General features: G+C 62.0%; 9 protein-coding genes. 8 read left to right on the top strand and 1 reads right to left on the bottom strand.

Translation table 11 applies throughout. The features are described 5' to 3' along the window. The first annotated feature begins 199 nt into the window (after window positions 1–199). Entirely contained in the window at window positions 200–619 is a 420-nt protein-coding gene (locus tag PMI21_RS03535; RefSeq protein WP_007941303.1) for a cupin domain-containing protein, read from the top strand. Window positions 620–715: 96 nt separating this feature from the next. Here PMI21_RS03535 and PMI21_RS03540 read toward each other — a convergent pair whose 3' ends face one another. Next, window positions 716–5,626 carry an NAD-glutamate dehydrogenase gene (locus PMI21_RS03540; protein WP_007941301.1) on the bottom strand — a complete coding sequence of 1,637 codons (4,911 nt, stop codon included), beginning with the start codon at window positions 5,624–5,626 and terminating at the stop codon, window positions 716–718. 515 nt (window positions 5,627–6,141) lie between these two features. Between PMI21_RS03540 and PMI21_RS03545 the strand changes: the two genes are divergently transcribed. From PMI21_RS03545 to PMI21_RS03575, 7 genes are all read left to right on the top strand, one after another. Continuing rightward, window positions 6,142–6,495: a hypothetical protein gene (locus PMI21_RS03545; RefSeq protein WP_007941299.1), complete on the top strand. Its 354-nt coding sequence runs from the start codon at window positions 6,142–6,144 to the stop codon at window positions 6,493–6,495. Window positions 6,496–6,742: 247 nt separating this feature from the next. Beyond that, complete coding sequence (locus PMI21_RS03550) at window positions 6,743–7,702, top strand: AAA family ATPase (protein ID WP_007941298.1); 960 nt, start codon at window positions 6,743–6,745, stop codon at window positions 7,700–7,702. 5 nt (window positions 7,703–7,707) lie between these two features. Continuing rightward, complete coding sequence (locus PMI21_RS03555; RefSeq protein WP_007941297.1) at window positions 7,708–8,652, top strand: DUF58 domain-containing protein; 945 nt, start codon at window positions 7,708–7,710, stop codon at window positions 8,650–8,652. Continuing rightward, window positions 8,649–9,143, top strand: a complete 495-nt coding sequence (locus tag PMI21_RS03560) for a DUF4381 domain-containing protein (protein ID WP_007941296.1) — start codon at window positions 8,649–8,651, stop codon at window positions 9,141–9,143. Before PMI21_RS03555 ends, PMI21_RS03560 begins: the two co-directional genes overlap by 4 nt. After that, window positions 9,136–10,230 carry a vWA domain-containing protein gene (locus tag PMI21_RS03565; RefSeq protein ID WP_007941295.1) on the top strand — a complete coding sequence of 365 codons (1,095 nt, stop codon included), beginning with the start codon at window positions 9,136–9,138 and terminating at the stop codon, window positions 10,228–10,230. Before PMI21_RS03560 ends, PMI21_RS03565 begins: the two co-directional genes overlap by 8 nt. After that, complete coding sequence (locus PMI21_RS03570) at window positions 10,227–11,963, top strand: tetratricopeptide repeat protein (protein ID WP_007941294.1); 1,737 nt, start codon at window positions 10,227–10,229, stop codon at window positions 11,961–11,963. The genes PMI21_RS03565 and PMI21_RS03570 overlap by 4 nt, the downstream gene beginning before the upstream one ends. Continuing rightward, the gene (locus PMI21_RS03575) at window positions 11,960–13,612 is read left to right on the top strand and encodes a BatD family protein (protein WP_007941293.1); all 1,653 of its coding nucleotides are present in this window, start codon (window positions 11,960–11,962) and stop codon (window positions 13,610–13,612) included. The genes PMI21_RS03570 and PMI21_RS03575 overlap by 4 nt, the downstream gene beginning before the upstream one ends. Window positions 13,613–13,669 lie beyond the last annotated feature (57 nt).

Here is a 13,669-nt window from a genome sequence, read left to right as displayed (position 1 = left end):
GTCTGACGCACCGCAAGTTCTGATTTGACGACTGCTACGCAGCCGAACGCAGCCTCGCAGGCTCGGCAGCTGCTACGGGCCTACGGGTAACGTAGCCTCGGTGAATGGTCCCCTGATCTTCGTCAAAATTGGCCGTTTGATTGTCCGTTAGCGCAGCTTACTGTGCTCCCTGACGACTCAACACCGCAGGTAATCAACCATGAATGCGCTTCGCTTTTTTGCTGCCTCTTTCGCCGCCCTGACGCTAACCGTTTCAGCCTCGGCATTCGCCCACGAAACCGCCTCCCATTCAGAAAAAGTCACCATTCTGCAAGACCAGATGCTGAAAAACGCACCCGGCAAAAAAGCCTTGATGATCGAAGTCGATTACCAGCCGGGGCAATCGTCCATCGCCCATAAACACCAAGGCACGGCCATGGCCTACGTGCTGTCGGGGGAGATCACTTCTCAAGTCAAAGGCGAAAAAGCGATCACCTACAAGGCTGGCGAATTCTGGTACGAGCCGGCCGGCTCGGAACATCTGGTGTCGAAAAACGCCAGCGCCACAAAACCTGCCAAGTTGTTGGTGTTCATGGTGTTGGCCCCGGATGAGAAAGTGTTGATTCCTTTGGAGAACTGATCGCTGAGGCGATTAGGCCCGACCAGCCGCTGCAAACTTTCAGACATAAAAAAAGCCCCGCCTCTTTCGAGACGGGGCTTTTTCATTCAGCGCTTATCAGGCCGCCGGCTCCAGCTCGGCGTCCGCAGTGCTGGTAGTTGCAGCGGCAGGTACCACCGCTTGACCGCTCAACGCCACATCCAGTAATTCACGGTTGGCCACCGCGTACATGGCGTAGTCAGTGCCGCTGGCAGCACGGATTTCCACCAGCATGGAGCGCCAGCGTTCGATCATGCCTTCGTTCTGCTCCATCCACAGCTCCAGGCGTGTCTCCACGTCCTGGGTGCCGTCGCCCTGTTGCAGGACCGAGATGGTGATCGCACGTTGTTGCCAGTCGACGTCATCGCGGAACGCTTCACGGGCCAGGGCCTGCCAGTTGTTTTCAACCGGCAGGGCGCTGATCTGTTGCAGGTACCAGGTGATGTCCAGCGCACTGCCCACGGCGAAGTAGGCCTTGGCCACGTCCGCCGGGTCCTGGCCAGTCACGTCGGAAGCCTCGATGATCGGCAGCAGGGTGTACAGGTGCGTAGTGCCAGCCACCATGCGTGCCAGCAACTCCGGCACACCGGCTTCGACGTACGCCTGATAGCGGGCCTGCCAGGTTTCGCGAATCTCGCCACTGAGCAGTTCGTCAAGCTTGAGGCCCAACTCCTTCAGGTGCGGACCGAAATGCGCGACGTCACGGGCAGCGTTCTGCTCGTTGCGGCGGGCACGCAGGAACCAGCGCGTGGCGCGACGGCCCAGACGCATCAGCTCGTCCATCAGCTCCAGTTGCACATCAGCGGAGACCAGGTAGTCCAGGGACTCGATCTGACGGAACCAGTGCGGGAGGTGGAAAATGTCACGCACGATCACATAAGCACCGGCCACGTTCGCCGGGCTCATGCCGGTCGACTCTTTGAGCCGTTGAACGAAGGTGATGCCCATGTGGTTGACCAGATCGTTGGCAATCTGGGTGCTGACGATTTCGCGCTTCAGACGGTGACGGCGCATGGCGGTAGAGAACTTGCTGACCAGCGTCGGCGGGAAAGCGGTTTCCATGTCGCGGGTCAGGTAGTCGTCGTCCGGCACCAGGGAATTGAGCAGCGCTTCCTTGAGGTCGATCTTGCTGTAGGAGATCAGCACCGACAGCTCGGCACGGGTCAGGCCATGGCCTGCCGCGACGCGCTCGTTGATCGCTTCTTCCGACGGCAGGAACTCGATGGCGCGATCCAGCTTGCCGCGACCTTCCAGATCGTTCATCAGGCGCTTGTATTCGGCAATCCGCGCATAAGCGCGACGAGCCGCCAGGGACAGTGCCTGGGTCTGCTTGTAGTTGTTGCCCAACACCAGGCCACCGACTTCGTCGGTCATGCTCGCCAGCAACTGGTTACGTTGCTTGTCGGTCATGTCACCCGCGTGCACAACTTCGTTCAGCAGGATCTTGATGTTCACTTCGTGGTCGGAGCAGTCCACGCCACCGGCGTTGTCAATGAAGTCGGTGTTGGAACCGCCGCCATTGAGGCCGAACTCGACGCGACCCAGTTGGGTCATGCCCAGGTTACCGCCCTCGCCCACAACCTTGCAGCGCAGTTCATTACCGTTCACGCGCAGCGCATCGTTGGCCTTGTCGCCGACATCGGCGTGGCTTTCGCTGCTGGCTTTGACGTAAGTACCGATACCGCCGTTCCACAACAGGTCTACCGGTGCCTTGAGCAAGGCATTGAGCAGTTCGGTCGGGGTCAGCTTGTCGGCCTGAATGTCGAAGCGCTCTTGCATCTGCGGGGAAATCGCGATGCTTTTCGCGCTACGGGAGAAGATCCCGCCGCCTTCGGACATGATGCTGGTGTCGTAATCCGACCAGGCCGAACGCGGCAGGTCGAACAGGCGCTGACGCTCGGCAAAGCTGCTGGCAGGCTCCGGGTTCGGGTCGATGAAGATGTGCAGGTGGTTGAAGGCTGCGACCAGTTGCAGCTTGTCGGACATCAGCAAGCCGTTACCGAACACGTCACCGGCCATGTCGCCGACGCCCACCACGGTGATGCTGTCTTCCTGGACATTGATGCCGCGCTCGCGGAAGTGGCGTTGAACGCCGACCCACGCGCCCTTGGCGGTGATGCCCATTTTCTTGTGGTCGTAACCGGCCGAGCCGCCAGACGCAAAGGCGTCGCCGAGCCAGAAGCCGTAGTCGATGGCGATGCCGTTGGCGATGTCGGAGAAGGTCGCAGTGCCCTTGTCCGCCGCCACCACCAGGTACGGGTCATCGTCGTCATGACGCACGACGTTGGCCGGCGGTACCAGCGCGCCGTCTTTCAGGTTGTCGGTAATGTCCAACAGGCCCGAGATGAAGATGCGGTAGCAGGCGATGCCCTCGGCCGCGATCTCGTCACGGCTGCCGCCCAGTGGCAGGCGACGCGGCAGGAAGCCGCCCTTCGCACCCACCGGTACGATGACCGAGTTCTTCACTTGTTGGGCTTTTACCAGGCCCAGGACTTCGGTGCGGAAGTCTTCTTCACGGTCGGACCAGCGCAGACCGCCACGAGCCACGTTGCCGAAGCGCAGGTGCACGCCTTCGACGCGCGGCGAGTAAACGAAGATTTCAAACTTCGGAACCGGCTTCGGCAGCTCTGGAATCTGGTGCGGGTTGAACTTGAAGCTGAAGTAGGACTTGTTCTGACCGTGAGCATCGGTCTGGTAGAAGTTGGTCCGCAGGGTCGCTTTGATCAGGTCCAGGTAACGACGCAGGATGCGGTCTTCGTTGAGCACCTGAACATCGTCCAGTGCGCTCAGAATCGCGTGTTCCAGGCGTTGCTGCTTGTCTTCCAGATCGTCACTGGCCAGCTTGCGCGCCAGGTAGAAACGGGTTTTGAACAACCGGGTCAACTCGCGAGCGATGTCGGTGTGGTTGTTCAGGGTGCTGGCGATGTAACCCAGGTCGAAGCCCAGACGGATCTGCTTCATGTAACGGGCGTAGGCACGCAGCAGCGCCACGTCGCGCCATGGCAGGCCGGCGGTCAGCACCAGACGGTTGAAGGCATCGTTCTCGGCATCGCCACGCACGATGTGGACGAAAGCGTCCTGCAAGGTGTCGTTGAGTTGCTGGATGTCGAGTTCCAGGCCTTCGGCAGCCGTGAACGCGAAGTCGTGAATCCAGAACTCGCGGCCGCTGTTGTGGCGCAGGCGATACGGGAATTCACCCAGCACGCGCAGGCCGAGGTTTTCCAGGATCGGCAAGACGTCGGACAACGCCAGCGGCGTGTCGGCGTGATACAGCTTGCAGTGCAGCATGCGCTGACCGGAAACCTGGGCCAGCGGCTGATAGAAGCTCATCACCAGCGGATTTTTTTCGCTCAGGCTCAGCAGGTGCTGCATGTCGACCACTGCCGAGTGGGCGGCGAAACGCTCGCGGTAACCGGCCGGGAAGCCTTTCGGGAAGTCGGCCAGCACGTTGGTGCCCTGGGCTTCGCCGAAGCTTTCGACCACCAGGCTCGCGTAGTCGTCCTGCCAGCTGCGGCAGGCTTGTACCACTTCTTTTTCCAGCAGAACCGGGTCGATGTCCAGACGGTTCTTCGGATCGACCCGCAGAATCAGTTGCACACGGGCCAGCACGGACTCGGAGAAGAAGGTCCAGAACTCGCAGTCGGTGGCTTTCAGGCGATCCATCAGCACTTGCTGGATCTTCTGGCGCACTTCGGTGGAGTAGATATCACGCGGCACGTAGGCCAGGCAGTAGCAGAAACGGCCGTACGGGTCTTTGCGCAGGAATACGCGGATCTTGTTGCGTTCCTGGATCTGCACGATCGACATCACGGTGGTGAACAGCTCGTCCACCGGCGTCTGGAACAGGTCGTCGCGCGGCAGCACTTCAAGCACCTGAGCCAGTTCCTTGCCCAGGTGAGCCTTGGCCTGGAAGCCCGAACGCTTTTCGATGACCTCGACCTTGCGACGGATGTAAGGAATGACCCGCACGCTTTCGCCATACACCGACGAGGTGTACAGGCCCATGAAGCGGCATTCCTTGATGACGTTGCCATTGGCATCGATCTGGCGGATCGACACGTAGTCCGGGTACGCCGGACGGTGCACACGGCTTGGGTGTGCAGCCTTGGCGAACGACAGCGGCGTCGGTTCGCGCAGGTAGTTGACGGCGTAGTCTTCGATGCGCAGGTCATCGACGGTCAGGCCGGCGCGCAGCAGTTTAGTCAGGCCGAGGAACGAGTCCTGGTCATAGACGATGTGACCGCCGTTCTGATCCTCGCCCACCACGAACTCTTCGTAGCCCAGGAAGGTGAAGTGGTTGCCCACCAGCCATTCCAGGAAGCTCTTGATTTCGGATTTTTCGTCGGCGTCGACAACGAACTGGCTGTTGTCGATGCCTTCGATCATCTCCTGGACCTTGGCTTTCATCGGTTCGAAATCGGCGACCGCGACGCGGACTTCACCGAGAACCTGCTCCAGCTCTTTGGTCAGGACATTCAATTCGGCCGTGTTGGCGCAACGGTCGATTTCCAGGTACATCAGCGATTCTTGCAGAATGCCTTCGCCCTGGGTGCCCTTCGGCAGGATTTCCAGTAGCTCGCCCTTGCTGCCGCGACGCACGCTCAGCACAGTGGTTTGCAGGGTATGAATGCTGTAGCCGCGACGGTTCAGCTCGGTACGCACCGAGTCCACCAGGAATGGCAGATCGTGGTGCAGCACTTCGACCGCGGTGTGGGTCGACTGCCAGCCGTGGCGCTCGTAATCGGGGTTGTAGACACGCACTTGCGATTGAGCGTGATCGAAGCGCTCAAGCAGGCGCCATGCAGAAAGAGTGCAGCCGGCGAGGTCGGACAGCCGACGCTGGGTCAGCTCGTCGAGGGAAATGATGCCGAAAAATTGTTCGGCGAACAGCGCCACTTGTGGCAGTGCCTGTTCACTGATGTGCTGCGCCAGTGCCGCTTGCAGTTGGTGCTGGAAGTCGGCTTTGCTGGCTGCGGTGAAGAACGCCATCTGTGGTACTCCGCTTGGGCTTGTTATTGATGGAAGCGTCGCGTGCAAAACCCCTTTCGGGGCAATCCGTCACCCTGTTCCTGATTCTCGGGCAGAGGAAACAGGACGACAGTTGGGTGAAGCTGGACGAGACACTCAGGTCACATTCACCTTCCATTGAATGGGCATCTGCAAAAACGACTGTCGGGGCTACCATTGAGCCATCGACAATGCCTTTACGGGTGCTCATCCGTTGCGCAGCTTAACCAGTGCGGCAAGGGCCGTGCTTGCAGCGCTGCGACATATTCGGTCATCGGCACGTAACTCGCGGCATGTGCCTCGAACAACACTAGCAGCCGTGCAGGAAAATGGGCGTTTTATGCCCGAATTTACGGCACCTGCGTACCAGAAATGACTCGAGATGTATCGAATGTTCACGACGCATCCTCTGACACTCAACCAAGCAGAAACTCCCGAGGGCTGGCAGAATTGCCGTTTGTTGTATTCACAACGCTCGCCGAGCCAGGATTTTTCCCATGCAAATGACAACCGACCTCTTGATCGTCAACCCGTGCGATGACGAAGAAGACAATCTGGCCATGCTCTGCTGCAACAGTGCCGAGGGCGAAATGTTCCTGATGAGCCGCTTTCCGGACGAGGACGAGCTGGAGATCATCTTCCACGACAAGCCTTCGGCCCTGGATGGTGTGAAAGTCACCCTCAGCCCCGACCGCCTGCTGATCGAAATCGCCGCCGTGGACGCCGATGCGCTGGATGGCAATGATTCGCTGGAAATCCTGCACAGTACCGATGCCAGCGATCTGGCCGAGGTGGAAGAAACCTTGCAGAACATCCTCAAGGGGATTGGTACTTACATCAGCGAAATCTGATGGCGGTTTAGTGATTGTTCCCACGCTCTGCGTGGGAATGCAGCCTGTGACGCTCTGCGTCACGATTTTAAAGCGGGACGCAGAGCGTCCGGTGATGCATTCCCACGCAGAGCGTGGGAACGAGCGCTAATCCGCACATTTCTACAAAATGCCGTTAGTCGGCGCCCCCCACGATGGATTAAAGTAACGCCCCCAGCCCTGGCGTTATTCGAACGTCTTCGGTCACCCTTTCCAGGAACAGTCATCGATGGAACATCGTGAAGCGCTGCTCGCGCTGCGAACCTTTCTTTCAACGCAGATTCTCGGCCAGGAAAAACTCATCGAGCGCTTGCTCATCGCCTTGCTCGCCGACGGTCACATGCTGGTCGAGGGCGCCCCGGGGCTGGCCAAGACCAAGGCCATCAAAGAACTCGCCGAAGGCATCGAAGCACAGTTCCATCGCATCCAGTTCACCCCCGACCTGCTGCCGGCCGACATCACCGGCACGGAAATCTATCGTCCGGAAACCGGCAGTTTCGTGTTCCAGCAAGGCCCGATCTTCCACAACCTGGTGCTGGCGGACGAAATCAACCGTGCCCCGGCCAAGGTCCAATCGGCCCTGCTCGAAGCCATGGGCGAACGCCAGGTCAGCGTCGGGCGCAGCACCTACGAGCTGTCGCCGCTGTTTCTGGTCATGGCCACGCAAAACCCCATCGAGCAGGAAGGCACCTACCCGTTGCCCGAAGCCCAGCTCGACCGGTTCCTGATGCACGTGAAAATCGGCTTCCCCGACGCCACCGTCGAACGGCGGATTCTGCAACAGGCCCGTGGCGAAGCACTGCACGGCGAAACCAAGCCTGAACGCCGGGTCAGCCAGCAGGCGATCTTCGCCGCGCGCAAGGAAATCCTCGGGTTGTACATGGCCGACGCCGTGGAGGAATACCTGGTGCAACTGGTCATGGCCACGCGGATCCCGGCCAAGTTCGACCCGGAAATGGCCGAATGGATCGCCTACGGCGCCAGTCCGCGCGGTTCCATCGCCCTCGACCGTTGCGCCCGGGCCCACGCCTGGCTGGCCGGTCGCGACTTCGTCAGCCCGGAAGACATTCAGGCGGTGCTGTTCGATGTGTTGCGCCACCGCATCATTCTTTCCTTTGAAGCCGAAGCCGCTGGCATCGACCAGGACCGGGTGGTCCAGCGGATTCTCGACGTCGTAGCCGTCGCTTGACCCCGATGAACACCCTTCTGCCGCCCGAGCCGGGCATCCGCATCAGCCTCGCCGAGCTGATCGAGATGCGCCATCGCGTGCGCGAAGTGCAGCTGTTTTCCACGCCGAGCCAGCGCAGCCCGCTGATCGGCCTGCACCACTCCAAACTGCGCGGGCGCGGGGTGGACTTCGATCAGGTGCGGGTCTATCAGGCTGGCGATGACGTGCGCAGCATTGACTGGCGCGTCACCGCCCGGACCCAGGAACCGCATACCAAGCTGTTCCACGAAGAACGCGAACGACCGATTTTCATCATGGTAGAACAGAGCCGCCGGCTGTTTTTCGGCTCCGGGTTGATGTTCAAGTCGGTGCTGGCCGCCCAAGCCGCGAGCCTGATTGGCTGGGCCGCGCTGGGGCATAACGACCGGGTGGGCGGGCTGGTGTTCGGCGACAACGAGCACTACGAAATCAAGCCTCGACGCAGTAAGCAGAGCCTGCTGCAATTGCTCAATCGGCTGGTGCGGGTCAATCAGTCGCTGCACACCGAGCGCGAGCCCGACCGCGACGCCTTCGGCATTGCCCTGCGCCGCGCCCGGGAAGTGCTGCGCCCCGGTAGCCTGGTGATCGTGATCTGCGACGAACGCGCCTTGTCCGACAGTGCCGAGCAGCAACTGAGCCTGTTGTCACGCCATTGCGACCTGTTGCTGTTGCCGGTGTCCGACCCGCTGGATCACGCCCTGCCCGCCGCCGGCCTGCTTCGTTTTGCCGAACACGGCGCGCAACTGGAACTCGACACCTTGAATTTCGACTTGCGCCAGGCCTACCGCGCACAAGCGGAAGCGCGCATCGCCCGCTGGGAATTGCTGGCGCAGAAGCTACGGGTGTTGTTGATGCCATTGAGCACCCAAAGCGAGATGGTCGAGCAATTGCGCGAATACCTGAACCCACAACGTCCGGGGAAAGCTCGATGAGCAGCCTCGATCAACTGCAACCGTTGATTTCCCCGCCACCGATCGGCTTCTGGCCGCCGGCACCGGGCTGGTGGCTGCTGCTGTTGTTGCTGCCGCTGATCGGTTTCGGCGTATGGCAGTTGCGACGCTTCATTCCGGACAAGCGCCCGATCGTGCGCGCCGAGCAACCGCTGGACCCAGTGCGTCTCGCCGCCCTGGCCGAACTCGCGCTGATGCCCAAACCCTACGATGGTGCCCCGGCCGGTGCCTGGCTGCAGCAACTCAACGGCTTGCTCAAACGCCTGTGCCGTAACCATTACCCCTACAGCCAGAGCCACACCCTCAACGGGCGCCAATGGCTGGCGTTCCTCGATAACCGCTGCCCAGCCGCCGGCCTCACGCGCTGGATGGTGCTGGTGGAAGGTGCCTACAAGCCCGAATGCAAACTCGACGACAAGGCCATCGCCGGCCTGACTCAAGCCGTCGACACCTGGATCCGCAAACATGTTTGAGTTCGCCTGGCCGTGGATCTTCGCCCTGCTGCCGCTGCCGTGGCTGATGCGGGTGCTGCTGCCGGTGGCCGACAGTGGCGAACCGGCGCTCAAGGTCAGTTTCCTCAGCGACCTCGAAGGCCTCGCTCGCCGCCGCGCACGGGCCAACCTGCCGACCTGGCGCCAGCAAGCCCCGTTCATTCTGATGTGGCTGTTGCTGCTGATCGCCGCGGCGCGCCCGCAATGGCTCGGCGAACCCCTGCCGATTGCCGCCAGTGGCCGCGATTTGCTGGTGGCGGTGGACGTCTCCGGCTCAATGGACTTCCCCGACATGCAGTGGCAGGACGAAGACGTCAGCCGACTGTCACTGGTGCAGCATTTGCTCGGTGATTTTCTCGAAAGTCGCGACGGCGACCGGGTCGGGTTGATCCTGTTCGGCAGCCAGGCCTATCTGCAAGCGCCGCTGACCTTCGACCGCCACACCGTGCGCGTCTGGCTCGACGAAGCGCGGATCGGCATCGCCGGCAAGAACACCGCCATCGGCGACGCCATCGGCCTGGCCCTCAAACGCCTGCGCCAACGTCCGGCACAAAGCCGCGTACTGATTCTGGTCACCGACGGCGCCAACAATGGTGGCGAAATCGATCCGCTGACCGCCGCACGCCTGGCGGCCAACGAAGGGGTGAAAATCTACCCGATCGGCATTGGCGCTGATCCGGAACAAAGCGGCACCCTGGGCTTCCTGGGTATCAACCCGAGCCTGGACCTCGACGAACCGGCCTTGAAAGCCATCGCCCAAGCCACCGGAGGCCAGTACTTCCGCGCCCACGACGGCCAGGAGTTGCAGGCGATCAAGACCACCCTCGACAAACTGGAACCGGTGGCCCAGCAACCTACGCAAGCCCGCCCGGCCCAAGCGTTGTATCACTGGCCTCTGGCGATGGCGCTGCTGTTGAGCATGCTGCTGGTGGTCCGTGAGCGTTGGCCGGATAACCCGTTGCAACGACTGTTAACCAAGCAGCTGTTTACCAAAGAGCGGTTTCTGCATACGCAACTGCCAGACTGGCGTCAGCGGCTCAAACGCCTGCGCCTGCGGAGGCGCCGATGATTGCTCTCTGGCCGTACTGGTTCCGCCCCTGGTGGCTGTTATTGCTGCCGCTGCTGGGCTGGTTGCTCTGGCAACTCTGGCACCGACAGAAGCGCGCGGGTCGCTGGCAAATGATTCTGCCACCGGCCTTCCATGCCGCCCTGCTCAGTGGTGGCAGCGGTCGCGAGAGCAAACTGCCGTGGGTCGCCCTGGGCCTGGCCTGGGTGCTGACCGTGCTGGCCCTGCTGGGACCGAGCTGGCAACGCGTCGAGCAAACCGGCCAGAAACCCGCTGACCCGCTGGTGGTGTTGCTTGAGTTGACCCCGGAAATGCTCGCCACCGACGTTGCGCCAAACCGGCTGGAACAGGCCCGGCGCAAACTGCTCGATCTGCTGCAAAACCGCAGCGACGCGCAGACTGCCATCGTTGTCTACGCCGGCAGCGCCCACACGCTGGTGCCACTGTCGGATGACCTGACGACCAGCCGCAATCTTTTGGATGCACTCAAGCCGTCGCTGATGCCCCAGGCCGGTCATCGCGCCGATCTGGCGGTGGCCAAGGCCCTGACACTGCTGGATCGGGGCGCCCTCGGCCAGGGGAGGATCCTGCTGATCGGTTCGTCGCTGACGGAACACGAACGCCAAGGGATGCGTCAGGCGCTGGACGCCAGGTCCACACAATTTCTGATGCTCGGTATCGGTACCGCCGAAGGTGCGCCGGTCGCGCAGGACGACGGCAGTTTCCTCAAGGACGATCAGGGCGCGATTCTGGTGCCGCATCTGGACGGCCCCAGCCTGAAAGCCTTCGCCAACGGCCTGGGCGGACGTTATCGCCAGGCACGCCTGGACGATGCCGACCTGCGCGGCCTCGGCCTGTTCGACAGCCCACGGGACTTGCGCAACGACGGCCAGACATTGCGCCTCGACACTTGGGCCGATCAGGGTTACTGGCTGCTGCTGCCATTATTGTTGCTGGCCGCCTGTGCCGGGCGTCGCGGCTGGCTGTTCTGCTTGCCGCTGCTGTTCCTGTTGCCGCAACCGAGTTACGCCTTCGATTTCGAAGACCTGTGGCTTCGGCCCGATCAGCAGGGTTTGCACTTGCTCAAACAAAAGCGCCCCGCCGAAGCCGCGCAGCATTTCGAAGACCCGCAATGGCAAGGTGTGGCGCTCTATGAAGCCGGCGACTACAGTGGCGCCGCCCAGCGGTTTGCCCAAGGCAGTGACGCCCACGCCCACTACAATCGGGGTAACGCGTTGGCCAAAAGCGGCGAGCTGGAAGCGGCACTGGATGCTTACGAACAAGCACTGGAACTTCAACCGGACCTGCGCCCGGCGCTGACCAACAAGGCACTGGTGGAAAGCCTGCTCAAGCAGAAAACCACCACGCCGCCCGTCGAGCCGGACAAAACCGCCGAGGGCGAAACCGAAACCATGCCCCAGGAACCGCCACCGGGCAGTGCCACCCAACCGAGCGATGGCGAGCCCAAAACTGACGCCCAACAGGCCACGCCAGACGCCGAACAGCCGCCCACGGCACCACCGCAACCGGGTGCCAATGAAGTCCCGGGCAGCGAGTTGGGGGATGAACAAAGCACCACGCCACCCCGGCGCCCCGCCAGCGACATGCTCGAAGGCGAACAGCAACAGGCGCTGGAGCAATGGCTGCGCAAGATCCCGGATGACCCCGGCGAACTGCTCAGACGCAAATTCTGGTACGAACAGCAACAACATCAGGATCAGGGAAAAACTCGATGACCCGCTTCACCGCCTTCTTGCTCGCAGCGCTGTCCGCCCTGTTGCTTTGTGCCGTTCAGGCCCAGGCTGCGGGGCTGGTCGCCAGTGTCGATCGCAGTCGCCTGAGTTCCGGGGAGACGATCGAACTGACCCTGGAATCCAGCGACGTGACCCAGTTCGGCAAACCCGACCTGACTCCGCTGGAGCCGCAGTTCGAAGTACGCGGCACCCGTCAGGTCAACCAACTGAACACCCTCAACGGCAACACTCAAGCGACCACCCGCTGGATCATCACCCTGCTGCCCCGACAGAACGGCAGCGTGGTCATTCCTTCATTGCAACTGGGCGAGGCGCAGAGCCAGCCGATTACCGTGCAGGTGATCGAAAGCGAAACCCAGGACAGCAGCAACACGCTGGCGCCGGTGTTCATCGAAGCCAGTCTCGACCAGAACAGCGTCTATGTGCAGGCCCAGGCGATCCTGACCTTGCGCATTTACCATTCAGTCACCCTGTACGATGACAGCAGCCTGACCCCGCTGCAGATCCCCGATGCGCGCATCGAACAGCTGGGCGAGACGCGCACCTATGAGAAAGCCATCAACGGTTTGCGCCATGGCGTGATCGAAATGCGCTACGCGATCTACCCGCAGCACAGCGGCGTGTTGACCATTCCAGCGCAGGTGTTCAGTGCCACGCCGGTCGACACCCAGCCGTCCCAGGACCCATCGCCCCAGGGGCCAAAACCAGGCAAGTTGATGCGCGTCAGTTCCGCCGAGATCCCGCTGACGGTCAAAGCCAAACCCGGCAGTTATCCAGCCGATGTTCCCTGGCTACCGGCCCGCAGCCTGAGCCTCGACGAAAGCTGGAGCCCGGAACCGGATCATGCGCAGGTCGGCGACTCGCTGACCCGCAGCCTGACCTTGAGTGCCGAAGGCCTCGCCAGTTCCCAACTGCCACCGTTGCCCGCCACCGAGATCAACGGCCTGCGGCGCTACCCGGATCAACCGGTGCTGAGCAACCAGAGCGGCGATCGCGGCTTGATCGGCAGTCGCGAGGACCGTGAAGCCCTGGTGCCGACCCGCACCGGCGACATCGACTTGCCGAGCGTTGAAGTGGTCTGGTGGAACACCTTCGAGGATCACCTGGAACACACCAGCCTGCCGGCCCGCACACTGCAAGTGGCGAGCAATCCAAGCCTGATCGTCGACACCCCGGCGGGCAGCCCGCAGGTGATGTCCGGCGCCAGCAACGAAGCCCTTTGGTGGTGGAAGCTCAGCACGGCGATTCTGGCCTGCACGACCCTGCTGGGCTTCGGCCTCTGGTGGCGCGCACGCTCGCAACCGGCAATCCTGCGGGCAGCGCAGACCGGCCCGAGCCCACGCACCCTGCTCGATGACCTCAAACGCGCCTGCCAGGCCAACGACACCCACGCCACCCGCCAGGCCCTCGACGCCTGGGCCCGGCAACAGCCGGAAACCCTGGCCGACATGGCCGCCCGCTTCGTGCCGCTGTCCGATGCCCTCGACGGCCTGAACGGCGCGCTCTACAGCGAAACCGGCCAGTACTGGCAAGGCGAAGAACTCTGGCGCGCCATCCGGGCGATCCCGACGGCCGAAGGGGTTCAAGGCGTGGTCGGCGACAGCGGGTTGCCGCCGCTTTATCCCAAGTAGAATCAAAAGATCGCAGAGCAATATCAGCAGCAGCGCATTTATGTAGCAGCTGCCGAA

The organism is Pseudomonas sp. GM18 (assembly GCF_000282195.1).
Classification (GTDB): Bacteria; Pseudomonadota; Gammaproteobacteria; order Pseudomonadales; family Pseudomonadaceae; genus Aquipseudomonas.
Note: the sequence above shows the minus strand (reverse complement) of the source record. Positions and strands in the feature narration are given on the sequence as shown.